We start from the raw sequence: 22,942 nt of genomic DNA on the forward strand, positions 1-22,942 counted from the left end.
CGTTCTCACTCCCGCCGTGGATGGCCAATCAGGCGCGCAATTCTTCCTTATGTGCCTTCACCAGGTCGGCCATGCTGTCGAAGCGGAAGTCCACCTTCGGCATGTCGCCGGGATGCATGGTGGCGCCAAAACCCTGATCGGCGTGCCGGCGCTGGATCCAGCATGATTTTAGGCCGAGGCCATTGGTCACGGCATGGTCATGGAACAGGCTTTCGGCCGTGTGCAGGACCTCCTTGTCGCTGATCCCGAGCGTCGCCAGCTTTTCCAGCATATAGTCGAAATTCCGGGGCGACGGCTTGTAGGAACCGATATCCTCCGCCGTGTAGACCGCGTCGAAATCGACGCCGAGTTTCCTGTTGCTGAAGGAGAAGCTCGTATTGTCGACGTTGGAGAGGATGGCGAGCTTGTAGTGCTTCTTGAGGTATTGCAGGGCGGCGGCGGTGTCGGCAAAGGCCGGCCAGTCCTTCACGCTCTGGCCATAGGCGATGCATTCCTCCGGCGTGGCCACGACGCCCCATTCCTCGGCGAGCCGCTTGTAGACGATAGCCAGAAGGTCGCTGTAGCGTTTTTGCGGTGTCCAGTTCTGCTGGCTGGATTCGTGTCTTGCATGCGCCTGCAGGATGTCGTCGCGGCTCAAGGCGCCGCCAACCCGCTGGGTCAGCGGCTTCAGGGCTTCGATCATGCCGGATTCCCAATCTATGAGTGTGCCGTAGCAGTCGAAGGTCAGGGCCTTGAAATCAGTCAGCTTCATGGGGTTCACTCCTTGGGGTCGATGGTTGGTGTTTGGGCGGATCGCGATCAATCAGCCGATTGCCCGACGGGCTGCCCGACCGGGCGCGGACCTGTCTTCGATACCGTGCCGCGCGAGGATGTCAGCCAGACGCCGAACAACGTCACCGCAAGGCCGAGGACCATCGCCAATGAAAGCGGCTCGCCGAAGAGCAGCCAGGCCCAGAGCATCGTCACCGGCGGGCTGAGATAGATGACGCTGCTGACCTGCGCGGCGCTATGGAGGCGCAGGCTCGCATAGTAGACGCCGTAGCAGAAGAAGGTCGAAAACAGCACCAGCCAGGCGATGCCGAACTCGAAACGGCCATCGAGCGGCGGCATCAGCCCGCCATTCCATTCGGCGCAGGCGGCAAAGAAGATCGCCGCCGTCAGGCATTGGATGCACAGGCTCTGGTGGATGGGCATGTTGATGGTGCCCATCCGCTTCTGCAGCACGGTCGCCAGGGCAAAGACCATCATGGAAGCGATGGTGACCATGTACGCCCAGGCCGGTGCTGTCCCGAGGCTGAGGCTGTTCACCGAAACGATGAGAACGCCGGCCACCCCGAGCGCCGTTCCGGTCCATTGCCTCGATGTCAGCCGATGGCCCAGCACGGGCTGCGAAAGCGCCGCGATGGCGAGGGGGACGAGGTCCGAGATCAGCGCGACGAGGCCGGTCGGCACGCGCTGGCCGATGGCAAGCGCGAAGCCGCCGAGATAGAGGAACATCATCGCCACGCCAAACGCCATCTGCCGCATCAGGGCGCCTGCGCCGATGCGCGGCCCGACCATGAGCGCGAAGGGCAGAAGGACCAGCCCCGACATCAAGGTCCGCCAGAACAGGACCAGCATGACATCGGCGCTCTCGCTGGCGTAGCGGATGCCGACAAAGCCGGAACTCCAGCTGACGACCAGGGCCGCCGCCAGAAGCGGCCAGGCCAGGCGATGGGACAGAGGTTTAGGCGTCATGCGGTCTCTTCGTCGAGGCGGCGCCGGCGGGCGCCAAGCGGATCACTGTCAATCCCAGGTGCCGACTTATGGCGGCGCGCATCCGCCTTTGCACATGACAAATTTCGATGAATCCATGAAATAGCCACGAATCTGGCATATCCATTTGCCTGAGAACCGATTCCGCGCCAGGACCTGGAGCGTTGCTTTCGTTTCAAACGAGGATTGTCATGGCTGGAGTGATGAGCCGCCGCCTGGATGTCGATGCCTTGCGGGCGATGGTGGCGATCGAGAAACATGGCGGCGTCACCCGCGCGGCCGAGATGCTGGGCCTTTCGCAGTCGGCCGTCAGCCACAAGATCAGGCGGCTGGAGTTGAGCCTCGACTGCGAAATCCTCAGCCGCAAGGCCAATGCGCCGATGTTCACCAGTTCAGGGCAGGATCTCTTGGGCTACGCACGGCGCATCCTGGGCATCCATGACGAGGCGATCCTCAGCCTGTCGAAGAGCACGCTGCAAGGCAAGATCGCGTTGGGGATGACCGAGGATACGACCTGCACGGACCTGTCGCGCATCCTTGGCCGGTTTCGCCGGCTCTACCCCGAGGTGAGCGTTCGCACGCAGGTGCGCATGAGCCTGGCCTTGCAGAAGCTGCTGCGCGAGGGGGCGCTCGACGCGGCCATCATCCAGGTGTTCCAGCACGAGGTCCGCCCGACCGACATCCTGCTCTTCCGCGAGAGCCTGCATTGGGTGAAGTCGCCGGAGCTGGTCCTGGCGAAGGGGGACCCGGTGCCGTTCCTGTCATTCGACGACAACTGCTTCTATCGCCGTTGGGGCCTCGATCTCGGCCAGGACGAGGGAACGCTGTTCGAGATTGTGTTCGAATGCTCGAGTGCGGCCGGCATCATCGCCGGCGTGACCTCCGGGCTCGGCGTCGCGCTGCTCAGCCAGCGGCATCTGCAACCCGGCATGGAGATTGTCGACAAAACGTTCCCCAAGCCGCCGGATCTAGCCTACGTCATCCGCCGCGCCCGCAACGCCCGCAATCCGGCACTGGAGACGCTGGTGCGGGAGATCGAGGCCGAGGTGCGGCGCCAGGGGACGCTGCAGATCGTGGGGTGAGGGGGGTGGGCTATCTGGAGCACAACGAGTTCTCCGTGCCTGCGCCGACCAAGCTAGACGTCTGCTTTGCGCCTCAAGCATGACGTTCCCACGCTCGCGTCCGAACGCCAGAAGCGGACATCGCTTATGCTCAGGGAACTGGCGAGTTTGCCCTAAGCAAAAGAAAACGCCATTTTCTCTCTGAATCCTGAGCCGCGTAGAACCTTACTCGCGCCTGGACGTTTAGGTTCGACGAACGGACTTTCAAAGATCGTCATGGCACGCTCCACAGTGATCGCAATCGGCGCCTCGGCGGGCGGGGTCGATGCGTTGCGCGATCTCGTTGCCAAGCTGCCGGAAGCGTTTCCAGCCTCGGTTCTGATCGTGTTGCATATCGGCGCCCATCGAAGCGAACTACCCGCGATATTGAATGCCGCCGGACCTGTGCCGGCAAAACATGCCACCAACTACGAACAGATCTCGTCCGGCCAAATCTATGTCGCGCCGCCCGATCACCACATGATAGTCTCACATGGCAAGCTGCGTCTGTTGAGAACTCCGAAGGAGAACTGGGCGCGCCCGGCGATCGACCCCTTGTTTCGTAGCGTGGCCGAGGCCTATGGCGCAAATGCCATCGGCGTGGTCCTGACCGGCTATCTGAATGACGGATCGCTGGGACTCGGGGAAATAAAGCGCCGCGGCGGCATTGCGATTGTCCAGGATCCCGACGATGCGGCGTATCCGGAAATGCCGGGCAGTGCTGCCGCTCACGTGGCGCTGGACTACCGCGTGGCGCTCTCCCGCATGCCCGGATTGCTTGTTGAACTGGTCAACGGAAAGGCAGGAAAGGAAGCGGCTATGCCGAACAAGTCTTCTCAACCTGAGGCCGAGGGGGACTCTCCGACCATCGACGGCGAAAAATTCGATCGCCCGCTGGCGCTGACCTGCCCGGAATGCGGTGGCGCGCTCCTTAAATCCCAGAATGGTACGATCATCAAGTTCGACTGCCATATCGGTCACAGCTACACCGGGGAGGTCCTGGCCTCTGCCCAATTCGACGAGATGGAGCGGGTTATGAGGGCCGCAGTGAGAATTCTAAACGAGCGGGCTGAATTTTGTCTGGAAATGGCCGAGCAAGCACGCTTGCAGGAACCTGACGCCGCTGGACCCTGGGAAGCTGCCAGCAAGCAGGCGCTGGATCGGGCCTACAAGCTTCGCGTTCTCGTCGAGCAAGACTGGCTCATGCCGGAAACCTTCGGTGCAATGTCGGGGCGCTCGTCTCGGATCACCGGCTAGACGTGGCAAAGCTCGCCGCAATTGCCCGCTCCAACTCCTGCGGAGCGTAAGGCTTGGCCAAAGTGGTTATGTGGCGATAGCCGTCCACTAGACCATCGCTCCCGTATCCGCTCACAAACAGGAACGGAATGCCGCGCTGCTTCAGAACGTCGGCGACCGGAAACGATCGCGTGCCGGCCAAGTTTATATCAAGGATCGCGAAATCGATCTCCTCATCGCGCGCAAAGACAATCGCCTCGTCCAGGTTATCGACCGGACCTGCAATCCGGTACCCCATTTCCACCAGCAAATCCGCCAGATGCAAGGCAATAAGGAACTCATCCTCTACGATCAGAATCTTGCTTGCTGGACGCGTCGCCACTATTGCCACCCAAGAACTCCCGTCCTGCGGGCATGGGCGCATCTATGATGCAAACAACGCCGGAGGACTTATACGCAACGTTCACATTACCGTGCAGTTCCGCAGCGAGAGCCTTCTCGATCAGGCGCGAGCCGAAGCCCTTTCGCTTCGGCGTGCTTGCCGGCGGGCCGCCGCTTTCTTCCCAACGCAAGGTCAAGCGACGGTCCTGACCTTCTCCTTCAAGGCGCCAGATGATCGTGACATGCCCGTCCTGGGTAGAAAGCGCGCCGTATTTTGCCGCGTTGGTGGATAACTCGTGCAACGCCATTGAAATCGCAAGCGCCGCACTCGGTGTAAGCTGGATGTCCGGACCTTCAATCCGGAACCGGGTTCCATTCCCGGAATGAGGTTTGACGGTATCGGCGACAATCTCATCCAGTTTCGCACTGGTCCAGCTTTCGCGAGTGAGTACGTCGTGTGCCTTTGCCAGATTGATCAGCCGGGACCCGAATGCTTCTCGCGCCTCTTCCATGGTCAAGGCATTACTCAAGGTCTGGGAGGCGATGGACTGGACGACCGCCAGCGTGTTCTTGACCCGGTGATTAAGTTCACCGATCAGGATCTTCCGATGTTCGTCGGCGCGCCGCCGCTCGGTCATGTCGCGTGCGATCGTCGATGCTCCGATGACCTTGCCTTGATCATCTTCAAGCGGTGAAATCGTCAAGGATACCCAGACCAGGCTGTCATCCTTGCGCCGACGGATGGTTTCAAAGTGCTCGATGTGCTCTCCTCGGCCAAAGCGGTCCAGAATATTCGCCTCTTCGCCGTGGCGATTGGAGGGGACCAAGGTCATGATGGATTTGCCCACGATTTCGTCAGGCGAGTAGCCGAACAGGCGTTCAGCGCCCTTGTTCCAGCTCGTTATCATACCCTTGAGGTTTTTGCCTATGATGGCGTCATCGGAGGATTGAACGATCGCCGCGAGCCGCTCCGCAAGCGCCTCGGCCCGCTTGCGCTCGGTGATGTCCACCAACATGTTTACCGCGCCGGTGACTTCGCCAGTGGCATCGCGAAGCAGGGTTGGATAGGAAATGTAGGGTACACGAGTACCATCCGGCCTCTCGCACACCGCCTCAGCTCCCCCCTTTACTTGCCGCTTTTCTTTCAGGGCTATCGCCAAGGGGGATTCATCGTGCGGCAGCAACTCTCCATCCGGCCTATATAGTCGCCAGGAGCCGTTCCATCGATCCGAACCAAGTTTCGGCTCGCGGCCCCAGAGTTCGACGGCGGCCGGGTTGTAAAAAGTGAGCCGACCCGAGGCGTCGGTTGTGTAGACCGCGTTCGGGAGAGCTTCGATAAGATCGCGAAGGCGCTTTTCGCTTCGCATGGTCTCGTCTTCGCTCTGCTTGCGCTCGGTGATATCGCTGAAAGTGACCACCACCCCTGCAATCCGATTGTCGCGGGTACGGTAGGGCAACATGCGCCGCAAGTACCAGCGGCCGGCGTCGCTTGGCACCTCTGCAAGGATCGGGGCAAGCTTTTTCAGCACCGTTTCGGCATCAATTATCAGGTTATCGTCTGCGAACTTGCGCGCGAAGTGGGCGATCGGACGGCCAATGTCGGTCGAAACAAGATCGAAGAGTTCCTTGGTCGCGGGAGCGAACCATTTGATGCGCAGTTTTTCATCGAGGAACAGCGTCGCGGTTTCGGATCCGGCCAACAGATTGTTGAGATCATTGGTGGCCGCTTCCAACTCGCCGATCTTGTGCTGAAGCTGGCTATTGACAGTGTTCAGTTCCTCGTTGAACGACTGGAGTTCTTCCTTGGAGGTTTCCAGTTCCTCGTTCGTGGACTGAAGCTCCTCGTTCATCGAGGTTGCTTCCTCGTTCGACGCTTTCAGCTCCTCATTGGCGGTTTCAAGATGCTCGACAGTGCTCCGCAGCTCGGCGCGCGTCGCTTTCAGTTCTTCCTGAAGCGCGCGTTCACCAGCGGCAATTTCCGCCGTTTCGTCCCGCGGAGCTGCCGGGCCACCGCCGGCCTGAGGCCCCTCCGGTGTGAAGCTCACGAGCAGATGGCCGCTCTCTCCAGGCCGACCAGTCAGCGGCATGACAGTCATGGTGACCACACCGGTCTTGCTGGACCGGGTGCGTGCACTGACTGTGACGCTTCTGTTTTCCCTGGAAGCGTCACGGATCGCGGATCGAAGTTTGAGAGCGAGCCCTTCGCGGACCATGCTCAGCAAATCCCGCGTCGGCTCGCCGGGCGGCTGCTCCAGATAATCCCTTGTCGTTCCATGAAAATAGAGCGCGCGGCCCTTGCGGTCGATTAGGACGGATGCCGGAGCATAGCGTTCAAGCAAGGCGCGCCGCGCAGCTTCTGCGACCGATGCTGCCGAGTCGGGCGGGGGTGACGCTGGCTTGTCAGTCCAATCTGGTCCCACTGGTCCGCGATGCTCCCGGTAGTCGATGAGGTCATGCCGCGTCGGTCCGACGCGGCGGTATATCCGCCATTTCTTCGAGCAGCTCTCAAACAGATCGTCGAGGTGGCCGACCGTCTCGGCATTACCAAGGAACAGATGTCCGCCCTGACGCAGCGCGAAATGACAAAGTGCGATGACACGCTGCTGCGCGTCGGGTTCGAGATAGATCAGGAAATTGCGGCACGAAACCAGATCCAGCCGGGAAAAGGGCGGATCGCGCAACAGATTGTGCTGCGCAAAGACGATCGTGTCGCGAAGTTCCTTGCTGACCTGATAGTTGCCATCGAGTCTTTCGAAAAAGTGCTGGATGCGCTCCGGCGGGAACTCGGCCACTGCCGCCGCCGGATAGACGCCGTCGCGGCCCTTGCGAAGGTTGTCTTCCTGCGCGTCGGTGGCAAACACCTTGAGATCGAACCGCTTTCCGGCGGCAGCCGCGTGCTCCATTACCAGCATGGCAATGGAATAGGCTTCCTCGCCCGTCGAACAAGCAGGAACCCAGATCCGTATCGTGGCCCCTGACTCTCTTTCGGCGACCAGTGGAGCGATCACCAGATCCGATAACGTTTTCCATGCCTCGGCGTCGCGGAAGAATCCGGTCACGTTGATCATCAGGTCCGAGACAAGCGTGGTGATTTCCTCGGGATTGGCCCGCAACTCGTCCAGATACCCGTTAAGCGTCTCGATGTTCTTCAGGCCTAAGCGGCGGTAGATGCGCCGCCGCTGGGTGCTGCGCTTGTAGCTGCTGAAATCATATCCGCTCCGGGCGCGCAGAATTTCGAGAACCTGCTCGATCTTCGCCTCGCCACCGCCCAGTACGGCAGGTGCGGTTTCGATTGGAGCGGCGACATAACCATGGCGAGTGTAAGCAAGTATCACGTCCGGCATCTGTTCAGGTGCAAGGACATGGTCGGCCAAATTTGCCGCTATAGCGCTCCTCGGCATACCGTCGAATTTCGCGGTCTCGGGGGCTTGAATGAGGCTCATGCCGCCCTCGGCCCGGATGTCCTTCAAGCCCTCGGTGCCATTGCTGCCGGTTCCCGACAAAACGATGGCGATGGCCCGTTTCCGCTGGTCCGCCGCAAGCGATCGGAACAGGACATCGACGGGATGGCGGTTGCCGCGGACCTCTGCCGGTCGGGACACGTGCAGCCCGCCATCGCTGATTTTGAGGTCGGTATCGGGAGCGATCACATAGACCCGATCGGAAACGATCCGCATGCCGTCCACGACTTGCGCAACCTGCATGGTCGTGTGAGATGCCAGAACGCGCGCCATCTCGCTTTCGTGCTTCGGGTCGAGATGCAGGACGACCACGAAGGCGCAACCGCTGTCCGCCGGCATCGCATCGAAAAAGCGGCCAAGCGCCTCGATGCCGCCGGCTGACGCGCCGATGCCGACGACGGAAATGGTCGGAGACTCAACATTGGTTTCCTGAGGAGCGTCGGGACGGGCCTGAGCGCTCCGGACCGGCGGGGTCGGTTCAGCAGGCGCGTCGGCTTTCGCTTTTGATCGCCTTTGAGGTCTCCCAGTTTCTTCGTTTGCCATCGATTTTTACGTTTCACATGCTCTCAGCGGGCCACCGAATTCGGTCCCTAAGGTATCTGCCAAGAGCCGCGCGGCCCAAAGCTTGCGCTGATTTTCGCACCCCAACCCATCCCCGGCAACTCTATTTGAATCGACGCTGATTTCGAATTGAATCGACGCTGATTTCGAACTCGCCTTTGGGTTACCTCAGGCCGATCTGTACCGACCTAAAAGTCCGCTCCTGAAGATCCGACGACTGAATCACCCTGTCTGCAATCGGCCCCCTTCAAGACTTCACATGTCCCACCAAGCGTATGCTATCATTCGGACTCAATTCTTCCGCTCTCGCACCCCCTGTCACCCCTTCCTCTTCTCCACCTCCGCCTTCCTCAGCAAAAACCGCTGGATCTTGCCGCTCGGCGTCTTCGGCAATTCCGTCACGAACTCCACCTCGCGGGGATAGGCGTGGGCCGAGAGGCGTTTGCGGACATGCTGGGCGAGTTCTTCGGCCAGCTCCGGGCTGCCCTTGTAGGCGGGCGCGAGGATGACGAAGGCCTTGACGATTTCGGTGCGCTGCGGGTCGGGCACGCCGACGACCGCGGCCTCGGTGACGGCGGGGTGTTCGATCAGCGCGCTTTCGACGTCGAAAGGGCCGATGCGATAGCCCGACGAGGTGATGACGTCGTCGGCGCGGCCGATGAAGGAGACCGAGCCGTCCGGGTCATATTCCACCGTGTCGCCGGTTCGGTAGTAGCCGCCTGAAATGGCCGGAGTTTCGGCCTGGTGGTAGCCGCCGAACCAGCGCAGCGGCGAGTTGGCGATGTCTACGGCAAGGATGCCTGGCTGGTTGGGGCCGAGCTCGTTGCCGGCCTCGTCCAGCACCACCATGCGGTAGCCCGGCATGGCAAAGCCGGCCGAGCCCGCGCGGACAGGGTGGGCGAGGCCGTGATGGTTGTTGACCATCATGCCGTTCTCGGTCTGGCCGTAATGGTCGTGGATCGGCGCATCAAGGTGAGCGTCGAACCAGCGGATCACTTCCGGGTTGAGCGGCTCGCCGGCGCTGCTCACCACGCGCAGCCGGCCTTTTATGCGCGCGGCGGCATCGGGGCCTTCGGCGAGCAGCAGGCGGAAGGCGGTGGGCGAGCCCGCGAGGCTGGTGACGCCAAGCCGCTCGATGACGTCATAGGTGCTCTTGGCGGTGAAGGCCCCCTCGTTGAAGGTGGTGGCGATGCCGAGCAGCAGGGGACCCGTGATGGCGTAATAGAGGCCATAGGCCCAGCCCGGATCGGCGATGTTCCAGAAGATGTCGTCGGGGCGCAGGCCGATCGCATCGCGCATAGGCGCCGAACGCCATCAGAGCGCTGAGCGGCACCGGCACGCCCTTGGGCAGGCCCGTCGTTCCGGAAGTCGACATCATCATGAACAGGTCTTGGCCCCGGCGCATCACCGGTTCGCAGGCCGGCGAAGCGGCGGCCAGGGCGGCGCGGAAATCGATGTCGCCCTGACGCAAGGCATCGTCCGCACCGAGGATGGTGGCGATCCGTGGAAGGTTGGCGACCTCGTCGAGCTTGCCGCGATTGGCCGGATTGGTCACCACCACCTTGGCCGCGCTGTATTCCAGGCGGTGCTCGATGGCCTTCGGGCCGAAGGCGGTGAACAGCGGCTGGTAGACAGCGCCGATGCGCCAGACGCCGAGGATCAGCGCCACCAGTTCGGGAGTGCGCGGCAGCATGCCGGCCACGACATCGCCGGGGCCTACGCCCTGTTCCTTGAGCATATTGCCGACGCGGCCCGACATATCAGCGAGGTCATCGAAGCTGAACAGCCGGAGTTCGCCACTGGCCGAGATCGCGCGCAGCGCCAGCCGGTTCTGCCCGGTATGGCGGCCGCAGCATTCGACATAAGCGTTGATGCCGGTCGCCGGGTCGCCTTGCAGCCTGGCGATCTCATCCTCGATGCGAAAGCCCGAAACGGCGTCCTCATAGCGCGGCAAGCCGGCTTGTGTCGTGGTCATGAAAATCCTCCCTGGCGGTGCGCCATCTCCCCATGGCGCGCTGTCGCGGCGACAATGGCATCAGATGGCGCCCATCGGCAACGATTGATGCAGCCCTGCATCCTTCGCCCTACAAGTTCGCCTCGGCGAAGATGCGCGCCGCCCAGTCGAGGAAGACGCGCAGGCGCGGCGAAAGCTGCCGGTTCTGCGGATAGAGCGCCGACAGCGGCGTCGGCGATGGCGGGTATTCGGCCAGCACCTCGACCAGTGTGCCGTCGGCCAAATCCTTCTCGAAGCGATAGCGCGGCGCCTGGATGAGGCCGAGGCCGAGCCGCGCCAGGTCGGCGGCGGTATCGGAATTGTTGGCGGCGACGCGGCCGGGCAACCTGACCTCACGGGTCTTGCCGGCGACGGTGAATTCGAAGGGCAGCACCTCGCCGGTGCGCGAGGAGACGAAGCCGATCGCCTGATGGCCGTCCAGCGCGTCGGGGGAGGCGGGCGTGCCGTGGCGAGAGAGATAGGCGGGGCTGGCGCAGGTCATCTCGCGGATCATGCCAAGGCGGCGCATGATCATGCCGCTGTCGGGCGGTTCGCCGACGCGGATGACGCAGTCGACACCCTCGCGCACGAGGTCGACCAGCCGGTCGCTCTGGCCGATCTGCAGGTCGATGCGGGGAAAGCGGGCGAGGAATTCCGGCAGGCGCGGCAGCAGGAAGGTGCGGGTGAGCAGCGTGCTGGCATCGATGCGCAGCAGGCCGAACGGCTCGGCATTGCGGAAGGCGGCCTCGGCATCCTCGATCTCGGCCAGGATCGACAGGCAGCGCCGATAATAGGCCTCGCCGTCCTGCGTGGCGTTCACCTGCCGCGTCGTGCGCTCCAGCAGCCGGGCGCCGATATGCTCTTCCAGCCGCCGGATCGCTTCCGTCGCGGTCGAGCGCGGCAGGCCGAGATCGGCTGCGGCCGCAGTGAAGCTGCGCCGCTCCAGCACGCGGACGAAGAGCCGCATCGTGTCGAGCCGATCCATGATCTTTGTTCGCAGCTTCCGAATAGTGATGTCAAGAGAGAGCTGATTATCCGGAAGTTGGCGCGGACTATATCCGTCTCATCAACAAGAAGGAGAGACTTCCATGACATCCGACCAAAGAGATACGGATCAAGCCAGAACGGCGATCGTGACCGGCGCCTCGAAGGGCATCGGTGCGGCGATCGCGCGGCGGCTTGCCCGCGACGGCGTTGCCGTCGTCGTCAACTATGCGCGGGGACAGGCGGAGGCCGAGGCATTGGTCGGGGCTATCGAAGCCGATGGCGGCAAGGCGATCGCGATGCAGGCCGACATCGCCGATCCGGCCGGCATCGCCAGCCTTTTCGACGCCGGCGAGAAGGCCTTCGGCGGCATCGATATCCTGGTCAACAATGCCGGCATCCTGAAGCTTTCGCCGATCGCGCAGGCCGATGACGCCTTCTTCGATACACAAATCGCGATCAATCTCGGCGGCGTGTTCCGCGGCATGCGCGAAGGCGCGCGGCGGCTGCGCGACGGTGGCCGCATCGTCAATTTCTCGAGCAGCGTCGTCGGCCTCTACCAGCCGGGTTACGGGGTCTATGCCGCCACCAAGGCGGCGGTCGAGGCGATGACGCACATCCTGGCCAAGGAGCTTGGCGCGCGCCGCATCACCGTCAACGCGGTGGCGCCCGGACCGGTCGAGACGGCGCTGTTCACGGACGGCAAGAGCGCGGCGCAGATCGAGGCCATCGGAAATATGATCCCGCTCGGCAGGCTCGGCCAGCCCGACGACATTGCCGGCGTGGTGTCGTTCCTGGCCGGGCCGGACAGTGGCTGGGTCAACGGGCAGATCATCCGCGCCAATGGCGGCGTGATCTGAGGAGGCAGGCCGCTGCTGTCTGCCGACCTGCTCCGTCCCCGAACCCTGAAACCAACCTCCAGAAACAAGGAAAAGACCATGCCATTCGCCAATATCAAGATGCCGCAGGCGGCGCTCTCCAAGGCGCAGAAGGAAGACCTCATCCATCGCACGACAGCCATGTTCGTCGACTTCTTCGGCGAGGGCGTGCGGCCCTACACGATGGTGCTGGTGGAGGAAGTCGCCGACGGCGGCTATGGCCGCGCCGACGAGGTGTTCGTGATACCGGAAGCTTTTCGCGCCGATGAATAGGCCTTCGAACGCGATACCCGTCATATGACGACTGGTCGCCGCGAACGCCAACGTCCACTCTGTCCGCGGGCCTTTCAATGCATGTCGGTTCCCGAAAAACCGATGCCCCCTTTGGGGCGGCATGCATTAGCGGCGGGGGCCAGGTGGGCAGCCCCGAGTTGTCCACCTGTCTCGCTTCTTTCGTCGCTGGCGCCTGATCAATCGATGGAACCGGATGCGCTCAGCTGGCTTCGGGCGCCTGGCTCTTGGGCACGCCGACCCAGTCGGCCGCGATCTCGGCGAACAGCCAGTCGCGGAACGCCCTGACTTTTTTCTGGCGCAGCGCGCCTTCGGGATAGACGACGTAGTAGCTGGCCGCTGATTTCAGCGCGAGGTCGAAGGGTCGCACCAGCCGCCCGGCCGCGAGGTCGGCCGAGACCAGCGCGCTGCGGCCGAGCAGCACGCCTTCGCCATGCACCGCGGCCTCGACGGCGAAGGTGGCGGAATCGAAGCGCACGCCGCGTTTGGGGTCGATGCCTTCGACGCCGGCCTGTTCAAGCCATGTCGCCCAGTCGATGCGGAAGGCGTCGTGGATCAGCTTGTGATGCCTCAAATCCCCGGGCTGCCGCAGCGGGTGCTCGCCTTGCAGCAGTTCCGGGCTGCAGACCGGGAAGACCTCCTCGTCGGCGAGGAATTCCGCCGTCACCCCGGTATAGCCGCCGCGGCCGTAGCGGATGGATATGTCGATGCCGTCGCTGACGAAATCGGCCAGCACACCCGAAGTCGCCAGCCGCACGTCGATGTCGGGATTGGCGCGATGGAAGCGGTGCAGCCTCGGCACCAGCCAGCGGCCGGCAAAGCCGTCCGACGTGCTGACGTTCAGGATGCGGGTCGAGCGGTCGGGCGTGGCGGCGATGGTGGCGGCGGCGATCTGGTCGAGCGCCTTGCCGACCTCCGCCGCATAGGCCGCGCCGACAGCGGTCAGGCGTACGGAGCGCGTGCCGCGATCGAAGAGCTGGATGCCCAGCCTGTCCTCGATGTTGCGGATGGCGCGGCTGACGGCGCCATGGGTGAGGTTGAGCTCTTCCGCCGCCTTGGAGAAGCTCAAATGCCTGGCGGCCGCGTCGAAGGCGGGCAAGGCGGTGAGGGGCGGCAATCTGCGCGGCATGGGTTCCACCTGTGAGCGTTGCTCACAAATCCTGCACAAAGAGTCGTTTGTCGTCCAGCCCGAAACCGCCCAATATTCAGACGTACCAAGCATCCACACCGGACTTCCGGTTTATCGATGCACTGAATTGACCAGACAAGTGTGAGCAATCGTCATGCTCGCCCGGTGGGCGACATCGGCATTCTCGCGCCCGCTAGAACACAGGAGACGAACATGAACCTGACCCTTGGACCCATCACTGCCGCGGTGAGCGGCCTTGCCATGCGAAGCGCGGCAGCGTTCGAGCGCCGCCGCACATTGCGCAAGGTTTCCCGGCTTTCCGACCGCCGTTTGCATGACATCGGCCTCGAACGCGACTGGGACGGTTCAATTCTCGCTAACGGAATTCCGGGCAATGGGAGGGCGATATGACCAGCACGTTGATCATCGGCGCGACCGGGCTTCTCGGCAGCGAGATGGCGAAGGCCAGCGCGCGCAATGGCGACAGCTTGCATGTACTCGTCCGGCCGGCAACATCAGGCAATGGAGAGCGGATGCGCCCGCTGAAGGAGCTCGGCGCCACGGTGCATGTCGGCGATCTCGACGACTATGACAGCCTTGTGCGCGCCGTCGGCAAGGTCGATCGCGTCATCAGTTCGGTGCATGTCGGCTCGGCCAGCGAGATGACGCTGGTGCGCGCCGTCAGGGATGCCGGCGTCTCCCGCTATGTGCCGTCCGCCGGCTTCGGCCTCGACTTCGCCGCCGCCGCGCCCGGCTCGATCGAACCGCTCGACATCAAGCGGGCCGTCTTCGACGCGGTCCGGGAGGCCGACCTGCCCTATACGGTGATCTACACCAACGGCTTCTTCTCGACCTGGGTGGCGACCCTGGGAGACCTGACGCGCTTCGGCTCCTCGCCGCTGCCGCCCGACGAGGTGACGCTCTATGGCGACGGCAATGTGCCGGCGACATTTGTCAGCGAGAAGGATATCGCCGCCGTCACGATGCGCGCACTGGAGGATCCCAATGCTGTTCGCGGCGAAATCCGCATCGCGCAGAACAAGATCACGCAAGCCGAGATGATCGAGCTGTGGCGCCGGGTGAGCGGCCGCTCGCCGCGCGTCAAGCAGATGAGCGCCGACGAGCTGGAGGCGATGATCGAGGCGGTTCCCGGGCTCGGACTGCTGCGCGCATTCTGGCTCCGTGGCGAGACCGCGCTCGAGACGGCCACTCCGGAAGCGGGCACGCTTTACCCGGAGCTGAGGTTCAAGACGATTGAAAGCGCTTTTGCGGCGATGGCCGGCGCGGGTGGGCGGAGGTTGTGAAGGTTAGGGTTCTTGGCAAAGTCGGCTCTCTCCGGCGCCCCCCTCTGTCCTGCCGGACATCTCCCCCACGAGGGGGGAGATCGGATGTCGCGACCGCTTTCGCCAATCTCCAAAGCTATAAGCTATAAAGTGAGAGCCGGCGTCTGAACTGCCAATCTCCCCCCTCGTGGGGGAGATGTCCGGCAGGACAGAGGGGGGCGCCGTAGAGCGCGGCGGTTGACCCAACAGCCCATCCAGCCGATAGGTCCGCGCGAACAGCCCGAGACCTGCTAATGCCCAACCTCAGAGATACAACCCGCGCTCCCGACACCGCCTGGCAGGACGATGTCCGCGCCGGCGTGCGCCATGTGCGTGACCTCGCTTCCCTGCCGCTCTCGCCGGCCGAACGCGAAGCCGCGCAGGCCGCCGCCTCGCTGCACAAGGTGCGCGCGCCGAAAAGCTATCTCGACCTGATCGACTGGAACGATCCGGCCGATCCGATCCGGGCCCAGGTGATCCCGTCGCCTGGGGAATTGGAGGAGGCGGAGGGCGAGCTCGGCGATCCGATCGCCGATCATGAATTCAGCCCGGTGCCGCGATTGACGCATCGCCATGCCGACCGGGTGCTGTTGTTCCCGACCTATCAATGCGCGGTCTATTGCCGGTTCTGCTTCCGCAAGGAATCGCTGACCTCGATCGGCCGTGGCTATACGCGCGAGGCGCTGGAGCCGGCGCTGGCCTATATAGCGGATCATCCCGAAATCCGCGAAGTGATCCTGACCGGCGGCGATCCGCTGTCGCTGCCGGATAAGGCACTTGCCGAAATCCGCGCCCGTGTCGAGACTATTGCCCATGTGCGGCTGTTGCGCATCCACACGCGCGTGCCGGTTGCGCTGCCGTCGCGCATCACGCCAGGGCTGGTCGCGGCACTGCAGGGTCGGCTGATGGTGACGGTGGTCACCCACTTCAACCATGCGCGCGAGATCACCGATGCAACCGAAGCGGCTTGCCGCACCTTGCGACAGGCCGGTTTCGTGCTGCTCAACCAGAGCGTTCTGCTGAAGGGCGTCAACGATACGGTCGAGGCGCTGGAAGAGCTCTGCCGCGAGCTGATGTACCGGCTGGGGATAAAACCCTATTACCTGCACCATGGCGACCTCGCGCGTGGCATGGCGCACCGGCGCACCACGATCGAGCACGGCCAGGCGCTGGTGGAAGCGCTGCGGGCGCGGCTCTCGGGCATCTGCAATCCGGTCTATGTGCTGGATCTTCCGGAAGGCGGCGGCAAGGTGCCGCTCGCACCGTGCCCTATCGAGGGGCGCGACGGAGAGAGCTGGCGCATTCGCGGGCTCGATGGCACGGTGAGGGATTATCGGGAGATTTTGGGCGTTCGGGAAGAACGGCCCTCGAAGAATCCGGCTGCCGGCTCATGACGCTAGGATGTTACTCCTGCTTGCGTCATAGCAACTGTTCATAATGGCCAGCGTCTGCGCCGCCCCTCACCTGCCTGCCGGCATCCTCTCCCCGTATAGTGGCGGGGAGAGGGGCGCTACCGTCGCCGATTTCGCCAATCTGAAGCGTTGCAGGAAAACCACCGGCGTTGCGGCCGGTCCTCTCTCCCCGTCACTATACGGGGAGAGATGTCCGGCAGGACAGTGAGGGGCGGCGCTGACGCCAAAGATTGCTGCATTCGGCCGGAAACTCATGATGTCGTAACGCAGCAGGAATAGTCGGGCTGACCCTAAACCCCATCACCGTCGACAAACGCCAGCACGGCCACGCGCGGGACAACGCAGTATGCGAGCCGCGCCTTGCGGCCGGTCCTCGTCGTCGCGTGGCCAGTCTCGAGGTCCACGGCGATGTCCTCATAGCCCAGCACCTCGCGGTCCAGCGGATAGGCTGCCTTGTAGACCGCTTCCTTGGCGGCGAAGAGGATCCGGCCGGCAAGCTGCCGGTCGGCGGCGCCTATCCGGTCGGCCGGAATCGCAACGAGAGCGGAAATCTCGTCGGGCAGGGGCAGCGCCGGTTCGACATCGATGCCCAGCGAGCCGATGCCGGCAACAGGTGCGACCGCTGCCACGGCCATGTCGTCGTCATGGGCGAGCGAGCCGGTTATCCCCTGCGGCCAGGCGGGCGCACCGGAGGGCGTGCGCAAGAGGGCGAAACCGTCGAAGCCGGCATCCGCCAGCAGCCGGTGCGCGATCCAGCGCGCCGCGCCGCTGGCCCGCCGCATGGCGGGCTGGCGGGCGGGGATGGAACCTGCCTCCGCCGACAACAGATGGGTCTCGTCACCTTCGCGGATGATCCGGCAACCGGTGCGCACCCCCGCCGGGGCCATGGCGGCCATGGAGCGCGCCAGGGCGATTTCCTCGGGCGTCATCGGTCGCCGGGCGCCAGGACGATATCGGCGATCATTTCTCCGTCCTCGTCGAGCCCCTCTTCGACGAAACCGGCGCTGCGATAGAGCCGCCGTGCCGCCTCGTTCTCCGGTTCGTAGCAGATCGACACGTGCCCGACGTGGCCGAGCCCGCGGATTTCCTCCAGCGCCGCCTGTAGCGCGGCCTTGCCATAGCCACGACCCTGCCAGGCGCGGTCGACCATGAAGCGGTAGATGCGGGCCTCGTCGTCGTCGCGTGGCGCCTCGTACATCAGGAATCCGACAAGCTGGTCCCCGGCCATCACGGCGCGCGGCCGCGCGTCCCGATCGGACCGGGCTTCGCGCAGCGAGTCCGCATTGCCGGCGACGAAGTCCATCTGCTCCGGAGCCAGTCGCAGGGCCGTGACCATGGCTCGATTGGCCTTGGTCACCGGGACGATACGGATGTCCACGGTGCCAGTCGCGCGGTCCGTCAAGAAGATGCCCCGGAGCCCTCGCTGACCGGCTCGACGAACCGGTGCAGCTTGGCCGGGTTGCCGCGCCAGATGGAGTTGGGCTCCAGCTCCTCGCCCTTCATCACGAAGGAATCGGCATCGACCATCGATCCCTTGCCCATCACGACGCCGTAATGGACGAAGGCGGACGGCCCGAGCGTGCAGCCATCGCCGATGCGGATGAAGTCGGACTTGAACGCGCCTTCCTCCAGCGAATGGGCCTGGATGACGCAGCCTTCGTTGAGCGTGACGTCGTCGCCGATCTCCACCAGCGAGCGCTCGGTCAAATTGGCGCCGCCGTCATAGACGCGCTTGCCCACCTTGACGCCCAGCATGCGCAGGATCATCGGCCGGAACGGCGTGCCGGCGAACAGGCGCACGATGGGCGAATCCGCCAGCTTCCAGTGGCGCTCATGGCGCCAGAAGGTGACGTCGTAGATCGTCGTCATCTGCGGCTTCAGCTTGCGAAAACCAAGGCTTGCCCGCTCGACGAAGATGTAGAACGGAATGGTGATGGCCGAGGTCAAAAGCACCGCCACGAAGAGCGCGATCTCCGCCCATTCGGTGTAGTAGTTCAGCGCCCGGTCCCAGATCGCCAGCGTGGCGAACAGCATGACCCACTGCGTCGCGATAAACAGGAGGATCGTCACCAGATTGTGATGGTTCTTGAGCGGAATGCGCTTCAGCCGGTCTTCCTCGTCGATGCCGGCGATGAGTTCCTTGTCGCGGTTCACCATGCGCGGGATTTCAAAGGGGGGCGAGCCCAGAAGGCCGACATTCTCGCGCAAAGGCCCGTCGATCGGGACCATCACCTTGGTGCCGAGCAGGACGTTGTCGCCCGTGCGTCCGTCCGGCGGATAGTAGATGTTGTTGCCGAGATAGTTGCGCTCGCCGATCCGCGTCGGCTCGAGCCGGAACGCGGAAGCGGACTTGTGCATGTTGATCATGAAAAGCCCGTCCGACACCATGGTCTGAGTGCCGATCTCGCACAGGAGCGGGTTTTCGTGCTGCTGGTTGGAGCCGAAATTGGAGCCGGTCTGCACCACCTTGTTGAGGTTCCAGCCGATGGCGCTCATGTAATGGACGATGGCCGAGCTGTCGCCGAACAGCAGCCCGAGGACGCGCGAGTTGCTCGAGAACTCGGCAACCGTCTGCAGCCAGTAGCGGAAACCGTAAAGCGTGTAGGTGCGGCCGGGTTTCAGGATCAGGCTGAACAGGCGCGGCACCAGCGTGGCGGCGAGGAAGGCGACGGCGATGTAGCCGAAAAGCGTGACCGTCGTGCCGATCGCCACAATGCCGATCGTCTCCTGATAGTCGTCGCCGACATTCTCCCAATAACTATGGAACAAAAGCGGCAGCGGGGTGATGATGGCAAACAGCCCTATCAGTTGCACGGCTTCGTAGAGGAAGCGACGGATGCGGGGAGGATTGACGTTGCGCACCTTGCAATAGTCCGCCGTGGTCGGCACCGCCGGCGATCCATGCCAGTGTTCGCCGTCCGGGATGCTTTGCCCGCGCTGCAGCGAGGAGGAATGGCCGAGCTGGCCGCCATCGCCGATCGCGGTGTCGATGTCGAGCGTGCAGCCGACGCCGACGAAGGCATCGCGGCCGATGTTCAGCGGCCCGGTGTGGATATAGCCGGCCTGGGCGCGATAGCCGAGGATCAGCGATTCCTTGCGCAGGATGGTTCGGTCGCCGATCGAAATCAGGTCCGTGCACACGGGCACGGCACGGGATTCGATGACCACGTTCTTGCCGATCCTGGTTCCTAGAAGCTGTAGGTAAAGGCTGTAGAGCGGGCTGCCGCGGAACAGCACGACGGGTGCCGTGCGGATCAAGGTTTTCACCACCCAGAAACGATAGTAGCGCAGGCCCCAGATCGGGAACGCTTCCGCCTTCCAGCGGCCGACGAGCACCCATTTGGCGACAACGGCAAAGCCCGACATGCCGAAGAACACGCCGGCCGAGAGCACCACGCACCTGATGTAGAGCTGCAGCGGCTCGTCGAGCGCGTCATAGACCCAGTTGAGGCCGTCATTGATCGCCCACAGCGCCACGTAGCTGTAGAGCGCGTAAAACAGCAGCTGCGCCGCGCCGCAGGTCCAGTAGACGAGATTGGACGCCTGGCGGGTGAGAACGGGCTCGTTGGTGGCGCTCGTCAGCTCTTCCGCCGCGCTCAGGTGCTTGGCCAGGCGCGCCACGGTCGGATAGAGATAGATGTCGCGCATCGACGTCGTCGCCCATTCCTTGCGGGTGCGCACGCGGGCGCAGAAATGCGCCATGAGCAGCGAGTTGGCGCCGAGATCGTCGAAGAAATTGTCCTCGACGGACACGTCGTCGAATTTCAGCACGGCGCATAGCGCGTCGGCCAGGAACCGCTCGTCGTCATTGCCGGGCGCCACCATGGCGCGGTCGGCCGAAAGCCGGACGCTGGTCGGCTTGGGCAGCTGGCGAAGGTCGACCTTGTTGGAGACCGTCATCGGGATCGCCGGCAGTTCCTCCAGATAGGAGGGCACCATGTAGTCCGGCAGTCGCTGCTTCATCGTCTGGGCAATGTCGGCGCGCGAGAGCGCCGGCTGGCCGGCCTTGGGCGCGTAATAGGCAACGAGCTCGACGCGGCCGGGCTCGATCTCCCAGGTGGTGACGGCGGCCTGCGCGATCTCCGGCTGGTCCAGCAGCACGGCCTCGATCTCGCCGAGTTCGATGCGATAGCCGCGGATCTTGACCTGGGTGTCGATGCGACCGGCATACTCGATCTCGCCGGCGTTATTGATCCGGCCAAGGTCGCCGGTGCGGTAGATGCGCTTCGACGGATTGTTCGGCAGGCCGAGGAAATCGGCGATGAACTTCTGTTCGGTCAGGTCCTGCCTGTTGAGATAGCCGACCGCCAGCCCGATGCCGGCAATGCCGATCTCGCCCAGTTCACCAGGCTCGGCAAGTTGCGGCAGCGAAGGGTCGAGAATGACGATCGAATAGGTGGGCAGCGGCGCGCCGATGGTCACCGGCCGGTCCGGCGTCAGCGCACCCATGGTTGCCGTGACGGTCGCCTCTGTCGGGCCATAGGTGTTGAGGATCTGCCGGCCGGGCTTCGACCAGCGCACCACCAGATTGTGCGGGCAGGCCTCGCCGCCGACCAGCAGCGTGCGCAGGCTGGGCACATCCGATGTCATGGACGACAGAAGCGTCGGGCTGCAGGCCATGCAGGTGATGTCGTGATGGCGCAGGAAATCGGCGAGCTCTTCGCCCACCAATGGCATCTGGCCCGGGGCCGGCACGACGGTCGCGCCGGCGACGAATGGCACCCAGATCTCTTCGGAGGAAAAGTCGAAGGCGATGGTCATACCCTGGTAGACGCGATCGCCCGGCCGGTAGCCGTAGGACGCTGCGGCGACGCGGATGAAGTTGACGAAGCTCTGGTGGCGGATGGCCACGCCCTTGGGCCTGCCGGTCGTGCCCGACGTATAGAGGATGTAGCAGATGTCTTCGATCGCAGTGGCGGTCTGCGCCTTGTGCGGCTTCAGCGGCGCGCTGGACTGGGCGGATATTTCGGCGGCGGCGCTGTCGATCAACAGATGCGGAACCGGCAACTCGCCGGCCCGCGATGCATAGGTGGCGATGGTGACGACCAGGCTGACGCTGGCGTCCTCGATGATGAGCGCCATGCGCTCCTGCGGAAAGGCGGTGGCCAGCGGCACGAAGGCGGCGCCCGCCTTCACCACGGCGAGCAGGGCGACATAGGTTTCCGCGGACCGGTCGAGGATCAGCCCGACGCGGTCGCCCGGCCGCACGCCGCGCTTGACCAGCAGGCGGGCGAACTGGTTGGCTCTGCTGTCCAGCTCCTGATAGGTCCAGGCGCGGCCCTCGGAGATCACCGCCGGCAGCGTGGCAAATGTTTCGGCGAGTTGCTCGAAGACCTTGTCGAGCCGCTCGTCCGACTGACCCGCCCGGGCAAAATCGGCGCCTGCCAGGACCTGGCGGCGCGCTCCGAGGGCAATTTCCGCAGGTGCATGGACGCTATCGCGGCTGGTCCCGGGCTCTCCGCCCAACCTTGCCGCTTCCCTGTCCAGTTCGGCGATATCGATACCGTGGTCCATTTCCAAACTTTCTCGTCCTGGCGAAGCCGTCACGGGCACATCTCGGTCATGCCGCCGCTCGAGCAGGCATTGTCGGCTGTGCCGCCGCTGCAATTTGATCGTTGTTGATGGAGGTGGAATGACCGAAGCCTCCAAAACGGAAGATTCCGGAATTCAGACCGGCGATCGCTGACCGCCGGGTCCCTCTTTGGCCGCGCGGTTATCACGGAATCGGCCGCTCCCTCTTCACATGTTCGGGAGCATGGACGCGGGGCGTCGCCGGGGCGCTGCCGGCGGCGAGCGACATGCCGGGAAGGGCACCCATCGATCCGTCCGAACCTCGTTGCATTGCCCGTACCCAACCCCGTGCGCCTGTGCGGCGGCCAGATTTCCGGCCGTTGAGGGATTGATATGCCATCCGTTCTTTTCGCCAGTTTTTCTGAACTGTTGAATCTTGTTTCTGGATTGTGTCTGGGTGGGCCTGCGCATGCCCGCAACCGCCGGTTTTCCGGCTTTTTGAAAAAATCTTTCGGCGCCCGGGAATAAAGCGCGGCCCTTCCGGGTCTTGTCATCAGCGGGGCAAATCGGCCCGCGACGCGAAGAAACGAAACAAGGATTTAGCGAAATGACCAAGCTCGCTCTCAGCGTGGCCGCGATGTTGCTTGCCTCGAGTTCCGCCTTTGCCGGCAGCGACCATGGCGCCAACAATTCCAACCAGCCGGCCGCTCCGGTCGACACCAACGCGACCGCTTCGATCCCTTACACGGCACGTACCCATGGCGTCGACACCAAGGTGACGACCGGGCCGAAGCAGGAGTCGGTGCAGGACATCATCAACCGGCACAATGACGAGGGCATCTGGGGCAACTGAGCGCCCGGTCTTCGAACATCCCAGGGGCTTGGCCCTCCGTCATTCCAAGACGTGCCTTTAGCCACCACTCAACAG

17 protein-coding genes and 1 pseudogene are annotated in these 22,942 nt (G+C 63.7%); 8 read left to right on the top strand and 10 right to left on the bottom strand.

The window, feature by feature from the left end; all coding sequences use genetic code 11:
• Positions 1–28: 28 nt before the first annotated feature.
• Together EN861_RS24120 and EN861_RS24125 are read right to left on the bottom strand one after the other, a co-directional pair.
• Positions 29–751 (bottom strand): haloacid dehalogenase type II, encoded by a 723-nt coding sequence (locus EN861_RS24120; RefSeq protein ID WP_135865987.1) that lies wholly within the window; start codon positions 749–751, stop codon positions 29–31.
• 47 nt (positions 752–798) lie between these two features.
• Positions 799–1,737, bottom strand: a complete 939-nt coding sequence (locus tag EN861_RS24125) for a DMT family transporter (protein WP_135865990.1) — start codon at positions 1,735–1,737, stop codon at positions 799–801.
• Between the two features lie 209 nt (positions 1,738–1,946).
• On the opposite strand from EN861_RS24125, the gene EN861_RS24130 reads away from it, so the two are divergent.
• Positions 1,947–2,837 carry a LysR family transcriptional regulator gene (locus EN861_RS24130; RefSeq protein ID WP_127277465.1) on the top strand — a complete coding sequence of 297 codons (891 nt, stop codon included), beginning with the start codon at positions 1,947–1,949 and terminating at the stop codon, positions 2,835–2,837.
• Positions 2,838–3,092: 255 nt separating this feature from the next.
• Complete coding sequence (locus tag EN861_RS24135) at positions 3,093–4,112, top strand: chemotaxis protein CheB (RefSeq protein ID WP_135865992.1); 1,020 nt, start codon at positions 3,093–3,095, stop codon at positions 4,110–4,112.
• Here EN861_RS24135 and EN861_RS24140 read toward each other — a convergent pair.
• From EN861_RS24140 to EN861_RS24155, 4 genes and pseudogenes are all read right to left on the bottom strand, one after another.
• Positions 4,102–4,482, bottom strand: a complete 381-nt coding sequence (locus tag EN861_RS24140) for a response regulator (RefSeq protein ID WP_245511715.1) — start codon at positions 4,480–4,482, stop codon at positions 4,102–4,104. The genes EN861_RS24135 and EN861_RS24140 overlap by 11 nt on opposite strands.
• Positions 4,430–8,476 carry a chemotaxis protein CheB gene (locus EN861_RS24145; protein WP_135865994.1) on the bottom strand — a complete coding sequence of 1,349 codons (4,047 nt, stop codon included), beginning with the start codon at positions 8,474–8,476 and terminating at the stop codon, positions 4,430–4,432. The genes EN861_RS24140 and EN861_RS24145 overlap by 53 nt, the downstream gene beginning before the upstream one ends.
• 336 nt (positions 8,477–8,812) lie before the next feature.
• Positions 8,813–10,469: pseudogene (locus EN861_RS24150) on the bottom strand (acyl-CoA synthetase).
• Positions 10,470–10,578: 109 nt separating this feature from the next.
• Entirely contained in the window at positions 10,579–11,472 is an 894-nt protein-coding gene (locus EN861_RS24155; protein ID WP_135865997.1) for a LysR family transcriptional regulator, read from the bottom strand.
• A 103-nt stretch (positions 11,473–11,575) separates the two neighbouring features.
• Between EN861_RS24155 and EN861_RS24160 the strand changes: the two genes are divergently transcribed.
• Both EN861_RS24160 and EN861_RS24165 read left to right on the top strand, forming a co-directional pair.
• Positions 11,576–12,331: an SDR family oxidoreductase gene (locus EN861_RS24160; RefSeq protein ID WP_135865999.1), complete on the top strand. Its 756-nt coding sequence runs from the start codon at positions 11,576–11,578 to the stop codon at positions 12,329–12,331.
• A 78-nt stretch (positions 12,332–12,409) separates the two neighbouring features.
• Entirely contained in the window at positions 12,410–12,622 is a 213-nt protein-coding gene (locus tag EN861_RS24165; protein WP_135866001.1) for a 4-oxalocrotonate tautomerase family protein, read from the top strand.
• Between the two features lie 220 nt (positions 12,623–12,842).
• On the opposite strand, the gene EN861_RS24170 is transcribed toward EN861_RS24165, so the two are convergent.
• Positions 12,843–13,769 (bottom strand): transcriptional regulator GcvA, encoded by a 927-nt coding sequence (locus tag EN861_RS24170; protein WP_135866003.1) that lies wholly within the window; start codon positions 13,767–13,769, stop codon positions 12,843–12,845.
• Between the two features lie 213 nt (positions 13,770–13,982).
• Here EN861_RS24170 and EN861_RS24175 point away from each other — a divergent pair, with 213 nt between their 5' ends.
• The 3 genes from EN861_RS24175 to EN861_RS24190 all read left to right on the top strand — a co-directional run bounded on the left by EN861_RS24175 (position 13,983) and on the right by EN861_RS24190 (position 16,485).
• On the top strand, positions 13,983–14,180 hold the full coding sequence (locus EN861_RS24175; protein ID WP_135866005.1) for a DUF1127 domain-containing protein: 198 nt from the start codon (positions 13,983–13,985) through the stop codon (positions 14,178–14,180).
• Positions 14,177–15,073, top strand: a complete 897-nt coding sequence (locus EN861_RS24180) for an NmrA family NAD(P)-binding protein (RefSeq protein ID WP_135866007.1) — start codon at positions 14,177–14,179, stop codon at positions 15,071–15,073. Before EN861_RS24175 ends, EN861_RS24180 begins: the two co-directional genes overlap by 4 nt.
• A 272-nt stretch (positions 15,074–15,345) precedes the next feature.
• Complete coding sequence (locus tag EN861_RS24190) at positions 15,346–16,485, top strand: KamA family radical SAM protein (protein WP_135866009.1); 1,140 nt, start codon at positions 15,346–15,348, stop codon at positions 16,483–16,485.
• 308 nt (positions 16,486–16,793) lie between these two features.
• Here EN861_RS24190 and EN861_RS24200 read toward each other — a convergent pair whose 3' ends face one another.
• The 3 genes from EN861_RS24200 to EN861_RS24210 are packed head-to-tail and all read right to left on the bottom strand — an operon-like array spanning position 16,794 to position 22,017.
• Positions 16,794–17,432 (bottom strand): 4'-phosphopantetheinyl transferase superfamily protein, encoded by a 639-nt coding sequence (locus EN861_RS24200; protein ID WP_135866011.1) that lies wholly within the window; start codon positions 17,430–17,432, stop codon positions 16,794–16,796.
• A complete protein-coding gene (locus tag EN861_RS24205; RefSeq protein WP_245512095.1) occupies positions 17,429–17,905 on the bottom strand; it encodes a GNAT family N-acetyltransferase in 477 nt (158 codons plus the stop codon). The genes EN861_RS24200 and EN861_RS24205 overlap by 4 nt, the downstream gene beginning before the upstream one ends.
• Positions 17,902–22,017 carry a Pls/PosA family non-ribosomal peptide synthetase gene (locus EN861_RS24210; RefSeq protein WP_189343716.1) on the bottom strand — a complete coding sequence of 1,372 codons (4,116 nt, stop codon included), beginning with the start codon at positions 22,015–22,017 and terminating at the stop codon, positions 17,902–17,904. The genes EN861_RS24205 and EN861_RS24210 overlap by 4 nt, the downstream gene beginning before the upstream one ends.
• Before the next feature lie 604 nt (positions 22,018–22,621).
• Between EN861_RS24210 and EN861_RS24215 the strand changes: the two genes are divergently transcribed.
• Positions 22,622–22,867, top strand: coding sequence for a DUF680 domain-containing protein (locus tag EN861_RS24215; RefSeq protein WP_135866015.1), 246 nt, complete (start codon positions 22,622–22,624; stop codon positions 22,865–22,867).
• Positions 22,868–22,942: the final 75 nt, after the last annotated feature.

The organism is Mesorhizobium sp. M8A.F.Ca.ET.218.01.1.1 (assembly GCF_004791165.1).
GTDB lineage: Bacteria > Pseudomonadota > Alphaproteobacteria > Rhizobiales > Rhizobiaceae > Mesorhizobium.